This window comes from Micromonospora sp. NPDC047557 (assembly GCF_043205095.1).
Classification (GTDB): Bacteria; Actinomycetota; Actinomycetes; order Mycobacteriales; family Micromonosporaceae; genus Micromonospora.
Window position 1 is genome coordinate 48779 of the sequence record NZ_JBIDDK010000008.1, and the last position, 22001, is coordinate 70779.

23 protein-coding genes are annotated in these 22001 nt (G+C 71.7%); 13 read left to right on the forward strand and 10 right to left on the reverse strand.

What is annotated here, in order from left to right:
* Positions 1-93 precede the first annotated feature (93 nt).
* Entirely contained in the window at positions 94-2202 is a 2109-nt protein-coding gene (locus tag ACGGAQ_RS19675; protein WP_393051214.1) for a M14 family zinc carboxypeptidase, read from the forward strand.
* 75 nt (positions 2203-2277) lie between these two features.
* Positions 2278-2931: a fasciclin domain-containing protein gene (locus ACGGAQ_RS19680; RefSeq protein ID WP_393051216.1), complete on the forward strand. Its 654-nt coding sequence runs from the start codon at positions 2278-2280 to the stop codon at positions 2929-2931.
* 6 nt (positions 2932-2937) lie between these two features.
* Here ACGGAQ_RS19680 and ACGGAQ_RS19685 read toward each other — a convergent pair whose 3' ends face one another.
* Positions 2938-3939, reverse strand: coding sequence for a tyrosine-type recombinase/integrase (locus ACGGAQ_RS19685; protein WP_393051218.1), 1002 nt, complete (start codon positions 3937-3939; stop codon positions 2938-2940).
* A 58-nt stretch (positions 3940-3997) separates the two neighbouring features.
* On the opposite strand from ACGGAQ_RS19685, the gene ACGGAQ_RS19690 reads away from it, so the two are divergent.
* Entirely contained in the window at positions 3998-4558 is a 561-nt protein-coding gene (locus ACGGAQ_RS19690) for an AAA family ATPase (protein ID WP_393051220.1), read from the forward strand.
* Between the two features lie 161 nt (positions 4559-4719).
* Positions 4720-5556, forward strand: coding sequence for a hypothetical protein (locus ACGGAQ_RS19695; RefSeq protein ID WP_393051222.1), 837 nt, complete (start codon positions 4720-4722; stop codon positions 5554-5556).
* Positions 5557-5683: 127 nt separating this feature from the next.
* Here the strand turns inward: ACGGAQ_RS19695 and ACGGAQ_RS19700 are convergent, their stop codons facing one another.
* Positions 5684-6274: a DinB family protein gene (locus ACGGAQ_RS19700; RefSeq protein ID WP_393051224.1), complete on the reverse strand. Its 591-nt coding sequence runs from the start codon at positions 6272-6274 to the stop codon at positions 5684-5686.
* Positions 6267-7106, reverse strand: a complete 840-nt coding sequence (locus tag ACGGAQ_RS19705) for an alpha/beta fold hydrolase (protein WP_393051226.1) — start codon at positions 7104-7106, stop codon at positions 6267-6269. Before ACGGAQ_RS19705 ends, ACGGAQ_RS19700 begins: the two co-directional genes overlap by 8 nt.
* Positions 7107-7388: 282 nt before the next feature.
* Here ACGGAQ_RS19705 and zwf point away from each other — a divergent pair, with 282 nt between their 5' ends.
* The 3 genes from zwf (at position 7389) to ACGGAQ_RS19720 (ending at position 10426) form a co-directional block, all read left to right on the forward strand.
* Positions 7389-8768, forward strand: coding sequence for a glucose-6-phosphate dehydrogenase (gene zwf / locus ACGGAQ_RS19710; protein ID WP_393051228.1), 1380 nt, complete (start codon positions 7389-7391; stop codon positions 8766-8768).
* Between the two features lie 129 nt (positions 8769-8897).
* Positions 8898-10304: an OFA family MFS transporter gene (locus ACGGAQ_RS19715; protein WP_393051230.1), complete on the forward strand. Its 1407-nt coding sequence runs from the start codon at positions 8898-8900 to the stop codon at positions 10302-10304.
* Positions 10301-10426, forward strand: coding sequence for a hypothetical protein (locus ACGGAQ_RS19720; RefSeq protein ID WP_255473694.1), 126 nt, complete (start codon positions 10301-10303; stop codon positions 10424-10426). The genes ACGGAQ_RS19715 and ACGGAQ_RS19720 overlap by 4 nt, the downstream gene beginning before the upstream one ends.
* Positions 10427-10456: 30 nt before the next feature.
* Here the strand turns inward: ACGGAQ_RS19720 and ACGGAQ_RS19725 are convergent, their stop codons facing one another.
* On the reverse strand, positions 10457-11188 hold the full coding sequence (locus ACGGAQ_RS19725; RefSeq protein WP_355068067.1) for an SDR family oxidoreductase: 732 nt from the start codon (positions 11186-11188) through the stop codon (positions 10457-10459).
* Positions 11189-11266: 78 nt separating this feature from the next.
* Here ACGGAQ_RS19725 and ACGGAQ_RS19730 point away from each other — a divergent pair, with 78 nt between their 5' ends.
* The 3 genes from ACGGAQ_RS19730 (at position 11267) to ACGGAQ_RS19740 (ending at position 13368) form a co-directional block, all read left to right on the forward strand.
* Positions 11267-12100, forward strand: coding sequence for a patatin-like phospholipase family protein (locus ACGGAQ_RS19730; protein ID WP_393051232.1), 834 nt, complete (start codon positions 11267-11269; stop codon positions 12098-12100).
* A 45-nt stretch (positions 12101-12145) separates the two neighbouring features.
* Positions 12146-12607, forward strand: coding sequence for a peroxiredoxin (locus ACGGAQ_RS19735; protein WP_393051234.1), 462 nt, complete (start codon positions 12146-12148; stop codon positions 12605-12607).
* A 74-nt stretch (positions 12608-12681) separates the two neighbouring features.
* Positions 12682-13368, forward strand: a complete 687-nt coding sequence (locus tag ACGGAQ_RS19740; RefSeq protein WP_355138807.1) for a hypothetical protein — start codon at positions 12682-12684, stop codon at positions 13366-13368.
* Between the two features lie 6 nt (positions 13369-13374).
* On the opposite strand, the gene ACGGAQ_RS19745 is transcribed toward ACGGAQ_RS19740, so the two are convergent.
* The gene (locus ACGGAQ_RS19745; RefSeq protein ID WP_393051236.1) at positions 13375-13827 is read right to left on the reverse strand and encodes a MarR family winged helix-turn-helix transcriptional regulator; all 453 of its coding nucleotides are present in this window, start codon (positions 13825-13827) and stop codon (positions 13375-13377) included.
* Positions 13828-13923: 96 nt separating this feature from the next.
* Here ACGGAQ_RS19745 and ACGGAQ_RS19750 point away from each other — a divergent pair, with 96 nt between their 5' ends.
* Complete coding sequence (locus tag ACGGAQ_RS19750; RefSeq protein WP_393051238.1) at positions 13924-14358, forward strand: hypothetical protein; 435 nt, start codon at positions 13924-13926, stop codon at positions 14356-14358.
* Between the two features lie 46 nt (positions 14359-14404).
* On the opposite strand, the gene eis is transcribed toward ACGGAQ_RS19750, so the two are convergent.
* The 4 genes from eis to ACGGAQ_RS19770 form a co-directional block, all read right to left on the reverse strand.
* Entirely contained in the window at positions 14405-15598 is a 1194-nt protein-coding gene (gene eis, locus ACGGAQ_RS19755) for an enhanced intracellular survival protein Eis (RefSeq protein WP_393051240.1), read from the reverse strand.
* 94 nt (positions 15599-15692) lie between these two features.
* Positions 15693-16532 (reverse strand): arginase family protein, encoded by an 840-nt coding sequence (locus ACGGAQ_RS19760; RefSeq protein ID WP_393051242.1) that lies wholly within the window; start codon positions 16530-16532, stop codon positions 15693-15695.
* A gap of 51 nt (positions 16533-16583) precedes the next feature.
* A complete protein-coding gene (cydB, locus tag ACGGAQ_RS19765; RefSeq protein ID WP_393051244.1) occupies positions 16584-17582 on the reverse strand; it encodes a cytochrome d ubiquinol oxidase subunit II in 999 nt (332 codons plus the stop codon).
* 14 nt (positions 17583-17596) lie between these two features.
* Positions 17597-19012, reverse strand: a complete 1416-nt coding sequence (locus ACGGAQ_RS19770) for a cytochrome ubiquinol oxidase subunit I (RefSeq protein WP_393051246.1) — start codon at positions 19010-19012, stop codon at positions 17597-17599.
* 174 nt (positions 19013-19186) lie between these two features.
* Here ACGGAQ_RS19770 and ACGGAQ_RS19775 point away from each other — a divergent pair, with 174 nt between their 5' ends.
* Positions 19187-19960 (forward strand): lysophospholipid acyltransferase family protein, encoded by a 774-nt coding sequence (locus tag ACGGAQ_RS19775; protein ID WP_393051614.1) that lies wholly within the window; start codon positions 19187-19189, stop codon positions 19958-19960.
* Positions 19961-19987: 27 nt separating this feature from the next.
* On the opposite strand, the gene ACGGAQ_RS19780 is transcribed toward ACGGAQ_RS19775, so the two are convergent.
* Entirely contained in the window at positions 19988-20824 is an 837-nt protein-coding gene (locus tag ACGGAQ_RS19780) for a nitroreductase/quinone reductase family protein (protein ID WP_393051248.1), read from the reverse strand.
* A gap of 403 nt (positions 20825-21227) precedes the next feature.
* On the opposite strand from ACGGAQ_RS19780, the gene ACGGAQ_RS19785 reads away from it, so the two are divergent.
* Positions 21228-21995, forward strand: a complete 768-nt coding sequence (locus ACGGAQ_RS19785; RefSeq protein WP_393051250.1) for a glycerophosphodiester phosphodiesterase — start codon at positions 21228-21230, stop codon at positions 21993-21995.
* Positions 21996-22001: the final 6 nt, after the last annotated feature.

Below are 22001 nucleotides of genomic sequence, written 5' to 3' on the forward strand. Positions count from 1 at the left end.
TCGAGCCGCAAGATTGCCTCAAGATCATTGCATCGACGAACTTCGACGATCATGCTGGGCGGGTCGCGCCACGATCACGCAGTCGGAGGCCACATGAGACGCCAGCGATCCACCCTCGTCGCCGCAGCAACCCTCATCGCTCTCACCCTCACCACCGCACCCACCCCCGCCAACGCCCAGAGCGCCGCGCAACCGAACCAGGTCGACGACCTCACCGTCCGCCAAGCCGACGGGTACGCCACCCTCGCCTGGACACCCGTCGACGGCGCCACGGACTACCAGATCGAACGCACCGCCGTCGACGCCAACGGCACACCCACCGGCGCACCGACGATCGTCGGCGTCTGGCGCCCCAACCGCCAGATCAACCAGCAGGCGCCCACCTTCGCCGACTCCGGATTCAACCCCGGCGGCAGCTTCCAGTGGCGCGCCCGCGCCCGCACCGGCACCACCGAACAGCCCTACTCCGACCCCGTCACCGCCACCACCACCGCACCCTGGGGCAACCCCGACACCCCAGGCCAACGGTTGCGCACCCAGTGGGAGACCACCCACGCCGCGCAGTACACCAGCGACACCGACGAGTACGCCTACACCGCGGCCATCGACGCCCTCAGCGACCGGGTACGCGTCGTCGAACTCGGCCGCACCGTCCAGAACCGGCCCATCAACATGCTGGTCATCGGACACCCCACCCCGGCCGCCACCCCCGAGGCCGTCGCCGCCACCGCACCCGTGGCCATCAATTGCAACGTGCACGGCAACGAACCCGGCGACCGCGAAGCCTGCCTCATCATGGCCCGGCAACTCGCCTTCAGCACCGACCCCCGCATCACCGACCTGCTCAGCCACACCACCGTCCTGATCGTCCCCACCATCAACGGAGACGGCCGCGCCGCCAACACCCGCGGCAACTCCACCGGCCAGGACCTCAACCGCGACTACTCCCTGATCCGCCAACCCGAGACCGCCGCGTACATCACGATGGTCCGCGACTACCGACCCGTCGCCGGCTACGACGGCCACGAGTTCGGCAACTCCCGCGCCGGCGACCTGCCCATGCTGCCGCCCCGGCACCAGAACGTCGCCCAGCCCATCTTCGACCAGTCCCAGGACATGATCGAAGGCCACATGTACGCCAAGGGCGCCGAAGCCGGCTGGTGGCCCTGCCCCTACGGCTGCGAAGGCGGCGGCAACGTCGGCCTCAGCGAGGAAACCATCCTGCGCAACACCCTCGGCCTCAAGAACGTCACCAACTCCCTGCTGGAACTGCGCAGCTCCGGCGGCCAGACCCGACCCGACGAGGGCAACACCGCCAACAACCGGCGCCGCAAGACCTACTCCGCCCTCTGGACGTTCCAGCAGTTCCTCGACTACCACCGCACCGACCGCGGCGACATCCTCACCTCCCGCGCCGAGGCCATCGAGATCCAGGCCGCCAACACCGGCCGCCTCGTCTTCCGCGGCTCCCGCCCCATCCCCGCCCACCCCGCACCCCACCCGGGCGACAGCCCGCCGCCCCTGGACGCGCCCCCGGCCAACCTGATCCTCGACAACGCGCCGTGCGCCTACAAGCTCACCGACGCCCAGTACAACGGCCCGCGCACCGACGGACCCGGCGGCGTCGGCACCACCGTCGCACAGCGCATCGCCGCCCACGGCTGGAAGGTCATCACGACCACGGACGGCTACTACATCCCCCTCAACCAGCCCGAACGCGGCCTCATCCCACTGCTGCTCGACCCGTTGGGCGTGGAGAAGCTGACCGACGGCGAACGCGTCTACCCGAGGATCACCGGCCGACACAACGGACCACTTGTCGTCACCGGCTTCACCTGCGCCGCCAACGCCACCGTCAACGGACCGGTCACCGTCCGCGCCGGCGCGGCACTCGTCACCACCGGCACCACCATCAGCGGCCCGGTCACCGCCAGCGGCGCCGCCGGCGTCCTGCTCGCCGACAGCACCGTCAACGGCCCCATCCAGATCACCAACACCACCGACGCGGTCTCCATCATCGACGTCACCGCCGCCGGCCCGGTCAGCCTGACCGGCAACACCACCGGCACCGACATCCCACTGCTGGCCGGCTCCATCATCCGCGGCCCTCTCACCTGCACCGGCAACAACCCCACGCCGACCAACCTCGGCATCGCCAACACCGTGCACGGCCCCCGCACCACCCAGTGCGCGGCACTCTGAACCCCAACTGACCGCACCGGCGGCGCAGGCCCCACGCCCGCGCCGCCGGTCCACCCCGAACCCGTGGAGGCCGTCGTGTCGCACCCCGCCACCGCAGCGCGACACCCCCGACCGCGAAGGCTCCTCCTCCTCGCGCCGACATTGCTGCTGCTCGCCGCCTGCACCGGCACCACACCCCGCGCCCAGGACGCGTCAGCCACCACCACACCCCAGGTCACCGGACCCCTCTGCGCCGCCCTGCCCAACGGCACCGACCCCGGCAACCCGACCTTCCTCGCCGGCCATCCCGTCGATGAGGCACTGCGCTGGATCCCCACCCTCACCACGTTCGAAGCGGCCCTGCGCACCAGCGGCGTCCTCACCGACCTCCCCGCCGGCACCGCCGTCACCGTCCTCGCACCCACCGACGACGCCTTCGCCGCCACGTTCTCCGAGGACAACTGGGACGACCTCATGACCCACCACACCGACCAGCTCCGCACCCTGCTCAAGGCCCACCTCAGCACCGGAGCCCACCCGATCGGCGACCTCGCCACCGCCGGCTCGACCACCACCCTCGACGGCGCCACCATCACCGTCACCCGTACCGGAGCCACCACCCGCCTCGCCGACCGCGCCGACACCGTCTGCGCCGACTACCAGGCCACCAACGCCCGCATCCACATCATCAACGCCGTCCTCGGCCCCCTTCCCGCCACCGCCGACGGCACCGGCCACCGCGCACACTGACCCCGCTCAGTCCTGGTCCACCCCGACCAGAGCAGCCAACGCGCGATTGGTGCGGTTGGCCCGCACCGCGTCACGCTGCTGCCCGGCCGTCACCTCGATGTACGTCTGCGACGACGCCAACGACGCGTGCCCCAGCAACCGCATGATCTCCGCCGCGCTCGCACCGTCCTCCGCCAACCGGGTCGCGAACGTGTGCCGCAACGCGTGCAGCCGCGCCCCACGCGGCACCCGGTCACCGATGCCCGCCCGCCGATAACACGACTCCACCAGATACTGCAGACCACCACGGCGCAGCGGCTCACCGCGCCGGTCCACCAGCAACGCCGAGTCCGGCCGCACCGACCGCGACCCGAAACGGCGCGCGCGACTGTCCAGGTAGTCCCGCAGCACCCGATCCAGGTCCGCCTCGATCGGCACCACCCGCGGCCGCCCGCCCTTGCCGACCACCTCGATCCGCCGCTCACCCGGCCGACCCGCCAACGAGCCGACCCGCAGCGCCAGCAGCTCCGACAGGCGCAGCCCCGCGCACAGCGCCACCGCCAGCACCGCCACGTCCCGCTCCGGCCACGGGTCGCGCTGCCGTCCGTCGTCGCGGGCGACCGACGCGAGCAGCACCTCGGGGGTGTCCGCGCCCCGCAGCGGTTTCGGCTGGGGGAGTAGCGCCCGGGGGCGGCCCACCGCCGGCATCGGATTGCCCGCCACCACCTGATCGGCGACCAGGAACGTGAAGAAACTGTTCCAGGTGGACCAGGCCCGGTGCACCGACGCGGGCGCCCGGGGCGCGGCGAACCGGGCGAACGCCGCCCGCATGGCGCGGGGGGAGAGGTCGGTGATCGACAGCGCGTCCAGGGGGAGGGGAGTGGTGTCACCCTCGGCGACCAGGGCGGCCACCGCGTACAGGTCTCGCCGGTAGGCCGCCAGGGTGTGGGGGGAGGGCTTGCGGGTCGCGCGGGCGGTCAGGAACTCCTCGATCAGCACCCCGAGCGATTCGTCCTTTCTGTCATGCATAAGGGATATTATGCAGCATTTTCGCGTTCCCGGGAAGCGGGGGGAGAGGAGAGAGAACATGCGCGAACCACGGAGGTATGTCCTGACCGGAGCACCCGGCGCCGGCAAGACGACCCTGCTGGAGGCACTCCGCCACAGGGGACACGCCACGGTCCGAGAGGCCGCCACCGACATCATCGCCGAGCGCCAGGCGCAGGGGTGCGCCGAGCCGTGGCACGAACCCGACTTCGTCGACGCCGTGATCGCCCTGCAGAGCCGCCGCCAGATCGACGCCACCATCGCCGCACGCCGCGTCCCGGTCCACCTGTACGACCGTTCGCCCCTGTGCACACTGGCGCTGGCGCGCTACCAGGGCAGGCCGATCGGGCCGGCGCTCACCGCCGAGGTGGACCGCATCTCGCGGCAGCGGATCTACCAGCGGTCGGTGTTCCTGATCAGTCCGCTGGGCTTCATCCGCCACACGGCCGCACGCCGGATCAGCTACGCCGATGCGCTGGCCTTCGCCCGCGTGCACGAGCAGGTGTACGAGGCGTACGGGCACCACCTGATCCACGTGCCGGCTGGACCGGTGTCGCAACGGGTCGCGCTGATCGAGAGGCACGTGTCGTGCCGGGCATGACCCGCGCCTGACCGCTGTCGAGGGGACCCCCGAATCTGCTTACTTTACATAATGTGCATTATCGAAGGTGTCTAGGCGGCACCCGGGAGTAGACCGGGTGGGCTAGCGTGTCGTCGATCTACTGGGGAGATCTCCAGCATCCTTCGGGGAAAGAAGCACACGTGTCACTGTGGAAGAAGACCGCGGTGGTGGCGCTCTCGGCGTTCACCGCACTCAGCGCCTCGGCCTGCGGCGTGGTGTCCGGCTCGTCCGAGGCGCCGAAGCAGCCCAGCGTCCTTGAGCTGCTCGCCAGCGACCTCAAGGGGTCGCTGCAGAAGACGATGGACGTCACCGACAAGAGCGACTCGGTGACGATGACGATGACGGGCACGGTCGGCGGCGAGAAGATCTCCGCGCAGGGTGTCCTGGACCTGGGTGACCCGGTCAAGGCCGAGATGACGACGGCGGACCCGGACGGCGACACGACCACCATCCGGTTGATCGGCACCGTGGTCTACGTCGAAGTGCCGACCAAGGACCGCGCGAGCATGGGCGGTAAGCGCTGGATGAAGATGGACATGGCCAGCGTCGGCCAGCAGGCGGGGATGGACTTCAGCAAGCAGTTCGAGGACATCGACCCGACCAAGCAGGTCAAGACGCTGCTCGCCGCCGAGGGCGTGACGGTCATCGGTGAGGAGACGGTGAACGGGGCGCGTACCGTCCACTACACCGTCACCACTCCGGTGGCGACGCAGCTGGCTCAGGTCGACGCCAAGCTGCGGGCCGGTGTCGAGAAGCAGTTCGCCGCGGCGGGCGTCAAGGAGATCAAGGTCGACCTCTGGGTCGACGAGCAGTACCGGCCGCGCCGTGCGGGCACCGTCATGGGCGCGATGGGCGACATGGTGGTCGACTACACCGACTACGGCAAGGCGGTGACCATCGAGACGCCGCCGCCGGCGGAGACCAGCGACTTCGCCGAGATGCTGCAGGGGTTGAAGAACCTGGGTGCCGGCAGCTGACCGCAGCCGCGACAGTGCCCGGTCGGCGAGGATTCTCGTCGGCCGGGCACTGCCCGTTTCCGCGTCGCCTCTCCCCCAGCTCGGATCGGCCATGATCGCCCTTTGCTGCCGTGCTGTGTGCGGGTGGTTACTCGAAGTGGTCGGCCAGCTTTCGCAGTTTGCTGACGTACGCCGGCCAGTCCTGCCCGTCGGGGATGCTGGTGCCGTCGCGGTGCCAGCCGATCGCGCCGTCGTGCTGCTCGCGCATGATGTCCGCCTGACCGGCATGCCGGGCGAGGTCGCCGCTTACGTGCATGATGATCCGGTACAGGGTCACGTCCTGGTGGCCTGGCCGCCACCAGGGCACCTGCCCGGGCGCGTCGAGCGGCAACTCGTCGATCGTCTCGTCGACGAACAGCGCCACCCGGCGGTACAGGTCGATCAGGCCGTCCTTCGTCTCGTCCTCGCGCGCGTACCAGTCGGCCTGCGGGTCGTCGTCGAACGCCTGCAGGGGAACCAGTTCCTCGGGCGTCGGGAACTGCCGGCCGAAGGCGAGCCCGAAGTAGCCGGCTTCGACGTTGAGGCAGTGTTTGACGATGCCGAGCAGGTTGTTGCCGGTCACGGTGCGGGGTGTTCTGGCCTCGCGTTCGCTCAGACCGTCGAGCTTCCAGACGAGGTCGTCGCGCGTCCGCCGCAGGTAGAAGTGCAGCGCGGCCTTCATGTCGCTCAGGTCAGCCATGCCGGCCATTGTCGCGCAGGCGCTGCGCCGTCGTGTGCCCTGGCGTGGGCGAGGTGAGCGTCCGGTGTAGCCAGTCCTGGGTGAGGGCGCGCAGCAGTGCTGGTTGTTCGTAGGGCAGGTAGTGCCCGGCGGCGTCGATCGTGGTGTAGGTGCCTCGGGGGTAGCGGCGCATGGCGTGGAACTGGTCGGTGTAGCCGACGATGCCGTCCTGGCGGCCGGTGAGGACGCTGACGGGGCCGTCGTAGGGGGTGTCGGTGGCCTCGTCGGGTAGCGCGTACCCGGGGTCGGTGCGCAGGGTCTGCAGGAAGGTGTCGTCGCCGGGGCCGCCGGCGTGCAGGGCGGCGAGCACGGTGGCGACGACGGTCGGGGTGCGGTGGCCGAGCGCGGTGTCGAGGTGGGTGCGCAGTTCGGTGGGGGCGTCGTCGAGCCAGCCGGCGGGTCCCGGGGGTGGGCGGTGCTCGGGCAGGGTGCGGCTGGCCGGTGCGATGGTGATTCCGGGGGAGACGAGGAGCAGGCCGCGGACCAGGTCGGGGCGTTGGCGGGCGATGCCGGCGGCGAGGTAGGCGCCGTAGGAGGCGCCGGCGATCAGGACCGGTGCGTCGATGTGGTGGTCGAGCCATGCGCAGACGGTGTCCAGCAGGGCCTGGGAGGTGGGTGGGCAGGTGGCCGGGCTGTCGCCGTGGCCGGGCAGGTCCAGGTATGTCTCGCGCAGGTCGGCGCCGGCGAGGGCGGGGCTGAAGGCGGTGGCCGTGGCGGTGCGGGTCATGCCGAACATCGGCAGGCACACGACCTCGGGGCCGGCTGCGGCGGATCGGTCGACTGCCAGGTTCATTCTGGGGTCCTCCCCTGTTGCGCGGAGCGTGGCTGCGCGTCTTCGGTCGTGGCGGATCCGTGGGAGAGGGTGGAGCGTCGGGGTTGGCGCGCCTTAGGATGATCGAGATTTGTCGATCAGGGTTGGGTGTCGCCCGCGTCACACCTGATCGGTGGATCTTCTCAGGGTGTGCGCCGTCGCTGTCGCCGACCTCACGTGTGTCGTTGCCGGGGAATTCCTCCAGTGGGGCGCGCGGTTGTCCGTTCGGAAGATCAGGTTTCCACATGATCGGATGGAAGTGCCATGCACGTGCGCTCAGACGCGGTAGTGCTGTTCGGCGTGACAGGTGATCTCGTCTCGAAGAAGCTGTTTCCGGCGCTGTACGAGTTGACCCGACGTGGTCGGCTCGATGTCCCGGTGATCGGGGTGGCCCGCTCCCCCTGGGACGATCAGCAGTTGGTCGCGACCGCCCGCAAGTCGGTGGCCGAGGTGAGTGACGAGGTGGACGACGAGGCGTTCGACGCCCTGGCGGGCAACCTGTCGATGATCTCGGGCGACTACGCGGACCCGGTGACGTACGAGCGGCTGGCGGAGCGTCTGCGCGACGCCGAGCGTCCGGTCTTCTATCTGGCGATTCCGCCGATGGTGTTCGGTTCGGTCGTGCGAGGGCTGGCGGCGGTCGGGCTGGCCGATCGTGGTCGGGTGATCGTGGAGAAGCCGTTCGGGCGTGATCTGGCGTCGTCCGCGGAGTTGGATCGGACGTTGCGGGGGGCCTTCGATCCGACGCGGGTGTTCCGGATCGACCACTACCTGGGCAAGGAGGCCGTGGAGAGTCTGTACGCGTTCCGGTTCGCCAATCGGCTGTTCGAGCCGTTGTGGAACAGCGAGCACATCGACAAGGTGCAGGTCACGCTGGCCGAGGGTTTTGGCACGCAGGGTCGTGCCGGGTTCTATGACACCGTGGGCGCGACCCGTGACGTGTTGCAGAACCACATTCTTCAGGTGGTCGCGTTGATCGCGATGGACGCGCCGGCGGGTGACGACACGGACGCGTTTCGTGCGGCGGAGGCGGCGGTTCTGCGGCAGATCGAGGCGTTGTCGCCGGAGTTCACGGTGCGGGGGCAGTACGCGGGCTACCGCGACGAGCCGGGTGTCGCGCCGGATTCGAACACGGAGACGTTCGTGGCGACCCGGTTGACTGTCGACTCTCCTCGCTGGGCGGGTGTGCCGTTCTATCTGCGGACGGGCAAGTCCCTGGCGGGGACGGCGACGGAGGTGGTGGTCGAGTTCAAGCAGCCGCAGCGTGCGCTGATCCCGGCCGCGGGTGGGGCGGCGGCGCCGGCGAATCTGCTGCGGTTCCGGCTGGGTCGCGGGGACGGCATCACGATGTCGATTCAGGCGAAGAGCCCGGGTGCGGAGGTGGCGAGCCGTCCGGTCGACCTGTCGGTGGACTTCGGGGCGGCGTTGGGTCGTCGTCAGGAGGCGTACGAGCGGTTGCTCGACGATGCGATGGACGGGCAGCATCTGCGGTTCGCGCGGGCGGAGACGATTCGGCAGGAGTGGCGCATCGTCGAGCCGATCCTGGATCTGGCGGCGCCGGTGCGGCCGTACGACAGGGGTAGTTGGGGTCCGGCGGAGGCCGACGCGTTGGCCGGCGGTTGGCACGTGCCCGACCTGGGGTAGCCGGCGGGAGTGGGCTGAGTGACCGCTCAGCTCACCGGAGGGACCGTCCGGCGACGGTGAGGTTTGCCGCAGGCGTGAGGTGTGGGCATGTGGGGGTGTCTCACGTCCTCATCGGAGAGGAAGCAGCGCATGCTTTCCGCACTCGATCGTCGGCACACCGTCGCGCCGCCCGGCTACAGCCGGTGGCTCATTCCCCCGGCGGCGTTGGCCATCCATCTCTGCATCGGCCAGGTTTACGCGACGAGCGTCTACAAGAACTCGTTGATCGCCCACTTCGACACCGGGCAGACCGCGATCGGGGTGATCTTCAGCATCGCGATCGTGATGCTGGGGTTGTCCGCGGCGGTGGCCGGGACGTGGGTGGAGGCGAACGGGCCGCATAAGGCCATGTTCGTCTCGGCCTGTTTCTGGGCGACGGGTTTTCTGGTCGGGTCGCTGGGCATCGCCACGAAGCAGCTGTGGCTGCTGTACCTGGGCTACGGCCTGCTCGGCGGCATCGGTCTGGGCATCGGGTACATCTCCCCCGTCTCGACGCTGATCAAGTGGTTCCCGGACCGGCCGGGTCTGGCCACCGGTCTGGCGATCATGGGGTTCGGTGGCGGCGCGATGGTGGCTTCTCCCCTGTCGCGTCAGCTCCTGTCGTTCTACGACCCCGGTTACGACCCGTCCAACGCGGGCTCGACGGCGTCGGGCAGCGCGCTGGTGTGGCTGTTCGTGACGCTCGGCCTGGGCTACTTCGTGATCATGATGTTCGGGGTGGCGAACGTGCGGGTGCCGGCTGACGGGTGGCGTCCGGCCGGCTTCGACCCGGCGGCGGTGGCGGCGAAGCCGCTGGTGACCACGGCGAACGTGTCGGCGGCCAACGCGGTGAAGACCCGCTCGTTCTGGCTGCTGTGGGTGGTGCTGTTCTGCAACGTCACGGCCGGCATCGGCATCCTGGAGCAGGCCAGCCCGATGATTCAGGACTTCTTCCGGGACAACGGCACGTCGGCGGTGTCGGTGGCGGCGGCCGGCGGGTTCGTGGGTCTGCTGTCGCTGTTCAACATGGCGGGCCGGTTCGTCTGGTCGTCGACGTCGGACGTGATCGGCCGCAAGCCGATCTACCTGGTGTACCTGGGTGTGGGCATGGTGCTGTACGCGCTGCTGGCCGTGTTCGGGCAGACGGCGACGGCGCTGTTCGTGCTGTTCGCGTGCGTGATCCTGTCGTTCTACGGCGGCGGGTTCGCGACCGTGCCGGCGTACCTGCGGGACCTGTTCGGGACGTACCAGGTGGGTGCGATCCACGGGCGGCTGCTGACCGCCTGGTCGGCGGCGGGGATCGCGGGGCCGCTGATCGTGAACGGGTTCCTCGACGCGCAGGGCAAGCCGGGCACGTTGACGGCGGCGGCGTACCGGCCGGCGCTGTTCACGATGGTGGGCGTCCTCGCGGTGGGCTTCGTGGCGAACCTGCTGGTGCGGCCGGTGCCGCAGCGCTATCACGAGCCGGCGGCGGACGTGGACGAGCCGAAGAGCGAGCAGAGGAGCGGTACGCGATGAGTGACGACGGTCGGCACGGGCAGCAGGCCCGGTTGTGGATTTCCTGGCTGGTGGTGGCGGTGCTGCTCGGCTACGGGGTCGTGCAGACGGTGATCACGGCGGCGAAGCTGTTCACCCACTGAGCGGTGAGCCGGGGCGCGCGGCGCCCCGGCTCACAGGCCGCCGGAGACGCGCAGGACGGTGCCGGTGGCGTAGGAGGCGTCCGGGCTGAGTAGCCAGGCGATGGCGGCGGCGACCTCGTCGGGTTCGCCGGCGCGGCCCAACGGGATGCGGCCGGCGGCGCGGTCGGCGCGGTCGGGTACGCCGGAGTCGGCGTGGATGTCGGTGCGCACGATGCCGGGGGCGACGCCGTTGACCCGGATGCCGCGTGGGGCGAGTTCCTTGGCCAGGCCCACGGTGAGGGTGTCGGTGGCGGCCTTCACGGCGGCGTAGTGCACGTACTCCCCCGGGCTGCCGAGGGTCGCGGCGGCCGAGGACACGTTGACGATGGCGCCGCCGTCGGTGAGGCGGCGGGCCGCCTGCTGGGCGCTGAGGACGTACCCGATGAGGTTGATGTCGACGACCCGGCGCAGGTCGTCGACGCGCAGCTCGGTGAAGGGGCCGATGGGGCTGGTGACGCCGGCGTTGTTGACCAGCCCGGTGAGCGGGCCGAGTTGCGCGGCGGCGTCGAACAGGGCGGCGACCTGGTCGGGGTCGGTGGTGTCGGCGCGTACCGCGATGGCCTGCGCGCCGGCCGCGTGCAGGTCGGCCAGGACGGTCTCGGCGGCGGCGTGGTCGCGGCGGTAGCACAGGGCGAGGTGGTGCCCGGCGGCGGCGAGTCGGCGGGCGGTGGCCGCGCCGATGCCGCGACCGCCGCCGGTGATGACGGTGACGGGTGGTGCCACGATGCCTCCGGGGCTGTCGGGTGGGGTGAGCCGACGTTACCGTGACCGGCGCGGGTCGATCGTCGAGAGGAGGGTCACATGCGGCGGGCGTTGGTGCTCGGCGGTGGCGGGGTGACCGGGGTGGCGTGGGAGTTGGGCCTGCTGGCCGGGTTGGCCGAGAGGGGTGCGGCCCTCACCGAGGCCGATCTGGTGGTGGGCACGTCGGCGGGTTCGGTGGTCGGCGCGCAGGTGCGCTCCGGGGTGCCGCTACGGCGGTTGTACGAGGAGCAGTTGGCCCCGCCGACGGGTGAGATGGCGGCGCGGCTGGGCTTTCTGGCGGTGGCGCGGTTGGTGTGGGCCGGTGGTCGTACGCGTGACGCGGTGCGGTCGAGGGCGCGTATCGGGGCGATGGCGGTGGCGGCGCGTACCCAGTCGGAGGCGTCGCGGCGGGCGGTGATCGAGGCCCTCCTGCAGAGGCGGGAGTGGCCGGAGCGGCGGCTGCTGGTGACGGCTGTCGACGCGGCCTCGGGTGAGTTCGTGGTGTTCGATGGCGCCGACGGGGTGTCGTTGGTGGACGCGGTGGGTGCGAGCTGCGCGGTGCCCGGGGTGTGGCCGCCGGTGACGATCGGGGCGCGTCGTTTCGTCGACGGTGGGATGCGTTCGTCGGTGAACGCGGATTTGGCGGCGGGCGCGCAGCGGGTGCTGGTCCTCGCGCCGACGTCGGCGGCGTTCGGGCCGATGCCACGGTTGGCGGCGCAGGTGGCCGAGCTGCGGGCGGCCGGGTCGCAGGTGGTGGTGGTGACGCCGGACGCGGCGGCGCGTACGGCGATTGGCCGCAACGTGCTGGACCCGGCGCGGCGGGCCGGCGCGGCGCGGGCCGGGTGGGCGCAGGCCGCGACGGTGGCCGACGAGGTGCTGGCGCTCTGGGTGTGATCGCTTACGCTCACCGCGCGTTCGATCGGACAACGGAGGTGCGCGGTGGCGGGTGTGGGTGTCGGCGATGTGGTGCAGGACTTCGAGCTGCCGGATGAGACGGGCACGCCGCGGCGGCTGTCGGAGTTCCTGGCGACCGGGCCGGTGGTGCTGTTCTTCTACCCGGCGGCGATGACCCGGGGGTGCACGGCGGAGAGTTGTCACTTCCGGGACCTGGGCGCGGAGTTCACGGCGTTGGGCGCGTCGCGGGTGGGCATCAGCCGTGATCCGGTGGCGAAGCAGGTGGAGTTCTCGACGCTGCACGGTTTCGACTATCCGTTGCTGTCGGACGCCGACGGGACGGTGGCGCAGGCGTTCGGGGTCAAGCGGCGGGTGCCGCTGGGGCCGTTGAGCACGAAGCGGATGACGTTCGTCATCGGCGCTGACCGGCGGGTCATCGAGGTGATCCACAGTGAGGTCAGCATGAACGACCACGCGGACCGGGCGCTGCGGGCGCTGGGCGGCTGAACCCCCTTGCGGCGGCTGTCGCAGCCGACTGGTATCAAGACAGCAATCAAACAGGTGTACGGAAGAGGGTTGTGATGGATGCCGGCCAGGGTTTGTCCACTGACGAGGTGCAGAGCATCCGGGAGGCGTTGGCGGCCGGTCGTAAGCCGCGGGTGGTGTTCACCGCGTCGGCGGGGCAGATCGCCGGTCAGGTCGGCCAGGTGGTCGAGCTGACCGATCCCGAGGTGTCCGACGAGTTCGTGGTGGTGCGTTTCGGCCGCGACGAGTTGCCGTTCTCCCCCGCCGATCTGGCGGTGGCGCCCAAGGGCGCGGGTCGTCGGGTGGCGGAGCCGAAACCGGAGCCCGAGCCGGAGCCGGCGGCGGCGCCCGCGCCGGAGTTCGTGTTGGACACGCCGCGGGTGCCCGCGCCGCGACAGGAGGAGCCGAAGGTGGAGCAGACGGAGAAGGCGACGCCGGCCCGGCGGGTGGTCAAGGCCGCCAAGCCGAAGAGCCCCGCCGGTCTCACGGTGACTTTGGCGTACGCCGACGGCGAGTGGACCGTCGCCGCGCAGCAGGGCAGCAAGGCCCTCGCGAAGCCGTACGTGGTGAAGCCGGCCGAGGCGTTGAAGATGGTGGCGCTGGTCGACGTGCCCGGTGTGCAGGAGGCGGTGGAGCAGATCCTGGGCACCGAGCGGGCCGAGGCCGAGCAGCAGGCGGAGAAGCTGCGCGCGGAGCTGGCCGAGATCGAGGCCCGGCTGGCGGAGCTGCGCGAGGCCCGCTGAGGCGGGTCAGTGCCGGTTGTGGTGCTCCAGCAGCCGGGTGAGCAGTCGGGTCAGCTGCTCGCGCTCAGTGGTGGACAGCGGGGCGAGCAGGTCGCGTTGGACGCGCTCGACGGTCGCGCCCATCCGGTGGGCCTCGTCGGCGCCGGCGTCGGTGACGCTGATGACGTTGCGGCGGCGATCGGCCGGGTCGGGGGCCCGCACCACGAGCCCCCGGCCGGCCAGGTCGTTGATGGTGGCCACCACGTCGCTGCGGTCGATGCCGCAGCGACGGCCGAGGTCGGCCTGGCTCGCGGGGCCGTCCTCGGCCAGGGTGGCGAGCAGCCGGTAGTGGTAGCCGCGCAGGTCGTGGGCGGCGAAGCCCTCGCTGAGCAGGCGGGCGGCGTGGTGGGCGGTCTGACTGAGCAGCCAGCTCGGGGCCGTGCTGAGCCCGGCGGGTGACTGCGGCGCCGCGTGATCCATGACCGCAGCCTAGCAAGAATCGTTGGCGTGACCCACGATCGGGTGTTACGTTGGCTGCACCAACGTTGGTTAACCCAACGTATTGAAGGAGGCAGCATGTCCACCGCTCCCACGCTCAACGGCCAGGTCATCGGCCAGGCCCACTACGCCACCCGGGCCCTGCTCGAACGGGCCGCCGGCCCGCTCGGCCTCCGCTTCGCCCAGGTGGTCGCCCTCAACGCCCTCGCCGCCGGCCCGGTCGAGCGCGCACAGCTCGTGCACCGGCTCACCAGCACCCTCAAGGTCGACGAGCCGGCCGTGCGCGAGGTGATCGACGCCCTCGTCGACGCCGATCTCGCCCAGGTCGACGGCCCCGCGCCGCAGCTACGGCTCACCGACACCGGTCACGTCACGCGGGCCCGCGTCGCCGACGCCGTCGCGGGCATCACCGCCCGGCTGTACGCGGGCATCCCGGCCGACGAGGCCGACGCCGCCGCCCGGGTGCTCACCCTGGTCACCCAGCGGGCGAACGCCGAACTGGCCGCGTCCTGACGGGCACGCGGTCCCGGTCTGACCGGCCCGCGCGCGGGCGGGTCGGTCAGAAGTAGTCGAGCAACTGCGCGGGGCCTCCGACGCCCAGCAGGTCCAGGGCGGACGGGTCCGCGACGCCGGTGGTGTGCAGCAGGCCGGCCTGGGCGACCGAGCGGGCGTGCGCCGCACCGGCGTACAGCAGCGCGAAACCGCGCACATGCAGGCGCAGGTCCGGCTCGCCGCTGATCCGGGTCAGCTCGGCGGCGCCGTCGGCGACAGCCAACCGCCAGGCGCCGGTGTTCCAGTCGGCGAGCGGGTCGGTGAGGTGGAAGTCGACGGCGCCCCGGGCGTGGACGGGCCAGCCACGGGCGCTCACCGCCCGGGCCACGTCCACCGGCCGGTGCATCCACAGGTCCCGCGCGTGGTCGCGGGCCGCCTCCAGCGGCAGGTGGGCGCTGACGGCGTCGCCGTCGAGCGGGCACAGCCGCAGCGTCGGCGCGACGCTGGCCCAACTGCCCAGCACACCGACGAGTTCCCGGGCCGCGTCGGCGGTGACGGCCAGCACCTCGTCGACGGTGAGCACCGAATCGGCGCCGTAGCCGCGGCCCCGCTGCCAGGTGGCGTAGCCAACCAGGTCGCCGTCAGCTTCGACGAGGGTGACACCGTCGCCGGGCAGGTCCCCCTTGGCGTTGAAGTGGTCGAACAGCGCGCCTTGGCGGGTGAGCATGCCGTTGCGGTGCCGGGAGGCCCGCTCGTACAGGTCGGCGACGGCGGCCAGGTCGGCGGGCGTGCCGGCCCGCACGTTCAGGTGCGCGGCGGGCCGGTGCCGGGGCAGCGCGGCGGTGGCCAGGTTGACGGTGCGCAGCACCCCGGCGGCTTCCCAGCCGCAGGAGCGGTAGGGGGCGGCGACGGTCGGGTACAGGGCGCTGACCGCCGCGCCGCGTTCGTGGGCGCCGGTTAGCAGGGCGGTGAGCAGGGCACGGGCCACTCCCCGGCCCCGGGCCTCGGGGGTGACCGCCACCCCGGCGACGTCGGCCGCCGGGACCGCCCGCCCGGACCACCACTGGTCGTGGTGCAGGTCGACGGCCTTGCCGACGAGCCGACCGCTGCCGTCGAACGCGCCGTAACGGATCATGCCGGGCACCTCGACGGTCGTGCTGGCGGGGCGCTCCTGGTTGCCGCCGAACGCCAACCGGCCCAACTCCCAGGCGGCGTCGAGGTCGTCGAGGGTGAGTTCACGGACGTGCACAGTGGCGGGCATCGGGACAACCTAGCCGCACGGCTCCGCGCTGACCGCCGATTTTCTGGCGGAAGCGAGCCGAGCCCGCGGTCGACCGATGCCCGCGTGGACAGGATCACGCAAGCGGATCCCTCAGCCCGAGTGCGTCCAGCACCTCGACGAGCGCCCGCCGGTCGTGCGCGAGCTGCGGAACGTACTCGGTGATTCCCACTCCGATCACCTCGTGGTCGGCGCGCAGCGCGGTCAGCGACCGCGCCAGCGCGGCGGCGCTCACGCCGCCGGGGGTGGGCACGGCCACGGCCGGCAACGCGGACGGGTCCAGCACGTCCAGGTCGAGGTGCACGTACACCGCGGCGCCGGGCGGGGGCAGCGCGGCCAGCCGGGTCGGCTGCGCGTCCCACGTCGGGACGTCCACCACCGTCAGGTCGTGCCGGCGCACGTACGCGACCTCGGCGGGGTCGAGATCGCGGACCCCCACCAGGGCGACCTGGCCCGGGGAGAGGCAGCGGGGCGCCGGCAGCGCGTCCCCCGGGTCGTCGTTGTCATCGTCGAGCAGCAGCCGCAGGGGCATGCCGTGCGCCATTCCGCTCGGCGAGCTCGCGGGCGTGTTCAGGTCGCCGTGCGCGTCGATCCACAGCACGAACAGCCGGTGCGCGTACCGACCCGCGAGGTGGGCCACCGACGCGACCTCGACCGCGCAGTCCCCGCCGAGGGTCAGCAGCCGCCGCGGACGGTGCCGCGCGAGCACGTCACGGTGCGCGCGGTAGGCGTCGACGACCGCAGCCCGGTGCCGGACACCGCCCTCGCGCTCCGATCCGCCGGCCGGGACCGGCACCGTGACCCGCCGCGTCCCCGGCACGGTGAGGGCGGCCAGCGCGGCCGGTGCCTCGCGCACCCGCAGGTCATCCGCGCCCTGCCACATCGGCACCAGTACGTCGAGATCCCGGTTCCACATGGCGACGATCTTTCCAGCGGCCGCGCGCCCGGGCACCGTGCGGCCCGTCGGTCAGTGCTGCGGGATGTTGGCCACGCCGATGCGCTTGCGGAAGACCCAGTACGTCCACCCCTGGTAGGCGAGCACCACCGGTGTGAAGATCACCGCCACCCAGGTCATGATCTTCAGGGTGTACGGGGTGGAGGCGGCGTTGGTGGCCGTCAGCGTGCCGGCCGCGTCCAGGGTGGACGGCAGCACGTTCGGAAACAGCGCCGCGAACAGGGTCGCCACGGCCAGGCCGATCGCCACGGCGGTGCCGGTGAACGCCCAGCCCTCCCGGCGTACCCGGGCGGCGGCCAGGCCACCGAGCAGGGCGAGGGCCGCGCCGACGGCGAGCACGACGGCGGCCGTGCTGGAGCGGATGCTCAACGTCCAGGTCAGGAACCCGACCGCGAGCACGGCGGCGCCGACACCCAGGCGCACCGCGAGGGCGCCCGCGCGCTCGCGGATGTCGCCGGTGGTCTTCAGGGCGAGGAACACCGCGCCGTGGGTGAGGAACAGCGCGAGGGTGGTCGCGCCACCGAGCAGGGCGTACGGGTTGAGCAGGTCGAGCAGGCCGCCGACGTACTCGTGGTCGGCGTCCAGCGGCACGCCGCGCAGGATGTTGGCGAAGGCGACGCCCCACAGGATCGCCGGCAGCAGCGAGCCGACCACGATCGCGGCGTCCCAGCGGCGCTTCCAGGACGCCTCGGGGCGCTTGTGCCGGTACTCGAAGGCCACCCCGCGGGCGATCAGGGCCAGCAGGATCAGCAGCAGCGGCAGGTAGAACCCGGAGAAAAGGGTCGCGTACCACTCGGGGAAGGCGGCGAACATGGCGCCGCCGGCGGTGATCAGCCAGACCTCGTTGCCGTCCCAGACCGGGCCGATGGTGTTGATCAGGACGCGGCGTTCCCGGTCGTCGCGGCCGAGCATGGGCAGCAGCATGCCGACGCCGAAGTCGAAGCCCTCCAGGATGAAGTAGCCGGTGAACAGCACGGCGACGAGGAGAAACCAGATGGTGGTCAGGTCCACGATGGGCTCCGGGATCAGTAGGCGAAGGCGAGCGGACGCTCGGCGTCGTCAGGGGTGTCGTCGATGGGGTGCTCGTCGCTGACGTCGGGCACGCCGGCCCTGGCGTAGCGCAGCAGCAGCTTGACCTCGATCACGGCGAGGGTGGCGTAGATCAGCGTGAAGGCGGTGAACGAGGTGAGCACCTCGGCCAGCGAGACGCTGCGGGACACGCCGTTTCGGGTGAGCATCTCGCCGAAGACGATCCACGGCTGGCGGCCCATCTCGGTGAAGATCCAGCCGAAGGAGTTGGCCAGCAGCGGCAGCACCGGCATGGCCAGCCCGGCGCGCAGCAGCCATTTGCTGCGCGGGGTGCGGCCCTTGCGCTGGCTCCAGAGGACCAGCAGGGCGATCGCGGCGGCCGCCATCCCGAAGGCGATCATGAAGCGGAAGCTCCAGTAGGTGACCGGGATGATCGGGGTGTAGCTGCCCGCGCCGTACTGGGTGGCGTACTGGGCCTGCAGGTCGTTGATGCCGTGCACGGTGCCGTGCGGGTCACCGGTGCCCAGGTACGACAGCAGGTACGGGATCTTGAGGGCGAACACCTCGCGGCTGCCGTCGAGGCTGCCGATGGTGAGCACGGAGAACGAGGCGGGGCTCTCGGTGGTGTAGAGGCCCTCGGCGGCGGCCATCTTCATCGGCTGCACGTCGGTCATGATCTTGCCCTGGATGTCACCGGTGAACAGCACGGCGGCGGAGGCGACCAGGACCACCCAGGAGCCGAACTTCGTGGCGAAGCGGTACGCGCCGGTGTCGGCGGAGTCGCGGTTGCGGATGACGTGGAACAGGCCGACCGCCACGATCAGCGATCCGGCGACCAGGAACGAGCCGGCCAGGGTGTGCGGGAAGGTGATCAGGGCGACCTTGTTGGTCAGCACGGCCGGGAAGTCGGTCAGCTCGGCACGCCCGCTGTCCGGGTTGATTCGGAAGCCGACCGGGTTCTGCATGAACGAGTTGGCCGCGAGGATGAAGTACGCGGACAGGTTGGTGCCGATCGCGGCGGCCCAGATGCTGGCCAGGTGGGCCCGCTTGGGCAGCCGGTCCCAGCCGAAGATCCACAGGCCGATGAAGGTGGATTCGAGGAAGAACGCGACAAGCGCCTCGATGGCCAGGGGCGCGCCGAAGATGTCGCCGACGAAGCGGGAGTAGTCGCTCCAGTTCATGCCGAACTGGAACTCCTGCACGATGCCGGTGACCACGCCCATGGCGAAGTTGATCAGGAAGAGCTTGCCGTAGAACTTGGTGAGCTTGAGGTAGCGCTCGTTGCCGGTGCGGTGCCACATCGTCTGCAGGATGGCCACCAGCACGGACAGGCCGATGGTCAGCGGCACGAAGAGAAAGTGGTAGACGGTCGTGACACCGAACTGCCACCGGGCGACGTCCAACGCGTCCACCTGTTACCCCCAGCTATGCGTACTACGAGACGTAGTAAATACTACTGCTCGTCGTAGAGAATGCGGCAGGGCCGGGCGGCCCGAACCGGCCCGGGACCAATGACCCTGATCACCCCGGGCAACCCGCCGACCCGCCCGCACCACCGGGCCGCCGCGTGCGACGATGGCGCGCTGATGAACACCGCGCACTCCCCCTGGCAGCCACCACTGATCTGGCGCGCCGCCCTCGTGGTGGCCCGCGTCCTGGTCGGTCTGCTCGCCCGCCTCGAGGTCACCGGCGACGTCCCCGCGCACCTGCGCCGCGGCCCGCTCGTGCTGGCCGCCAACCACATCAGCCCGTTCGACCCGGTAGTGATGATCGCCGCCTGCCAGACCCGCGGCATCGCCCCGCGGATCATGGCGACCGCCGGGCTGTTCCGCGCCCCGGTGCTCGGAGCCGCCATGCGCCACGCCGGACACATCCGCGTCGACCGGGGCACCAGCGCCGTGCACCGGGCCCTCGACGACGCCGCCACCGCCGTCGCGGCGGGCTCGGTGATCCTCATCTACCCCGAGGGACGCATCGGCCTGGACCCCGGCATGTGGCCCGAACGCGGCAAGACCGGCGTCGCCCGACTCGCGCTGGCCTGCGGCGCCCCCGTCATCCCGGTCGCCCAGTGGGGCGCGCACGAGGTGCTGCCCTACCGGGCGCCGAAGGGAATGCTGCGCGGCATCGCCCGCGCGCTGTGGCGCCGCCCGCTGATCCGGGTGCACTTCGGCGCGCCCGTCGACCTGGGCGAGGCGAACGCCGCCAGCCCCGGCGCCGCCCGCCGAGCCACCGGCCGGATCATCGACGCGCTCACCGACGCCCTCGCCCCGCTGCGCCCCGACGAACCCGACCTGCCCCACCACGTCGACCCCGGCCGCCCCACCGACACCAGCCGGGCGCACCGCCGCCGGTCGGGCTGACCCGGGCCAACCCGACCGGCGCGGGGTTCAGCCCGCCGCGTCCAACAGCGGCACGAGCTGCTCCTCCTCGTACGCCAGGTGCGCCAGCACCTGATCGGTGAGCCGGGCCACCTCGCGGCGCAGCACCTCCCGGTCCGGGTGCGGGGTGCCCAGTACGGTGCTCAACTCGTCCAGCACCGCCGTCATCGCCCGGTGCTCGGCGTCGAGGCGGGCCAGCACCGGGGCCAGCTCGGGCCGCTGGTCGGCCAGCCAGGCGAAGAGGGCCTGGTCCTCGCGCTGGTGATGCCCGCGCAGCCCCTGACACAGGGTCAGGCAGTTCACCCGCAGCTGTGCGCCGACTGCCGGCCCTGCACCGTCCACCTCCCGGCCGATCAGGGCGAGCTCCCGCCGGAACGCGTCATGCACGGCGACCAGAGCCGCTCCCGGCGGACCCGGCGGCGTCGGCGGCGGACCCGGCAGCGGCTCGAGCGCCACCACGGGCAGCACACGTCCCGCCCGGTCCTGGTACTCGCCCCAGCCCGGGTTCGCCGCCACGGCCCGGGCGAAGACGGCGTCGCGTTCGGCCCCGGCCAGCACCTCGGCGCGGGCCCGGTAGGTGAACACCCCGTCCTCCACCGTGACCAGCGGATCGGCCAGCAGGTTGCGGAACCACTGCGGATCCTGCGGCGCGCCCCCGGCGGAGGCGACGACCAGGACCCGCTCCCCGCCGTCGGGAAGGTAGCCCAGCGGGGTGGTGTGCGGCGCGCCGGTGCGGGCCCCGGTGGTGGTCAGCAGGAGCAACCGGGCTCCCTCGAACCAGCCGCCGACCCGGCCGCCGTTCGCGCGGAACTCCGCGATGACGTCGTGATTGAAGCTGTGTGGCATGTGACTCCCGAAAGAACGTGGGTCGCCGCGCCAGGCAGGGCACGGCGAGGAAGGCGACAGGGCATCGATGGCAGAGCCACGCGGCGGGCGACGACACAGCCGCGTGGGCGCGAACCCGCGAACGGAGCGCGCAAGGAATTCGGATTCATCGACGGCGGACCTCGGGCCCGCCCGGGGCTCACTCGCCCGCCGGGTGCCCTGTCCGCTCGTGGCCCATGGCCGACCCGGCAGTCACGGCACCGAACCTAGTAGCAACCCCGGACGGCGGCAACCCGCTCGGACTTGCCGCCGAGCAACCTGCGAGGGTGAGACTCTGCCCTGGCGGGCCCGACCCTCGCCGCCCGGCGACGAATGTTGCCGGCAGGCCACCGGGGGTCCACCAGCGGCAGGCATACTGCGTCGCGTGCTGAACCGATTCGGCTACCTGGACGCGCCCGCGCCGCTGGCGTTCGCCCACCGTGGCGGCGCGGCCGACGGCGACGAGAACACCACCGAGGCGTTCGCCCGGGCCATCGGGCTCGGCTACCGGTACGTGGAGACCGACGTGCACGCCACCGCCGACGGCGTCGCGGTGATCTTCCACGACCCGACGCTCGCGCGGCTCACCGGCGAGGCGGGGCGCATCGCCGAGATGAGCTGGGCCGACCTCGCCTCGGTACGCGTCGGCGGCGCCGCCGTCGTACCCCGGCTCGACGAGGTGCTGGGTGCCTGGCCGCAGGTCCGCTTCAACATCGACGTGAAGGCCGACGGCGGCGTCGCGCCGACGGTCGCGACCGTGACCCGGGCCGGCGCCGCCGACCGGGTGCTGCTCGCCTCGTTCAGCGACGCCCGACTGACCCGGCTGCGGGCGCTGACCGAGGGACGCGTCGCCACCAGCCTCGGCATGCGCGGCGTCGCTCGACTGCGGCTCGCCTCCCTGCACGGGCGGCCACTGCGACTGCCGCCGTCGGTGGTCGCCGCGCAGGTGCCACCGCGCTACGGACGGGTGCCGGTGGTGGACCGTCGCTTCCTCGACTACTGCCACCGACTCGGCCTGCAGGTGCACGTCTGGACGATCGACGAACCCGCCCAGATGCACGAGTTACTGGATCGTGGTGTGGATGGCATCATGACCGATCACGTCGGCGTGCTGCGCGACGTCTACCGCAGCCGCGGCCACTGGGCCGCCTGAGCGTCG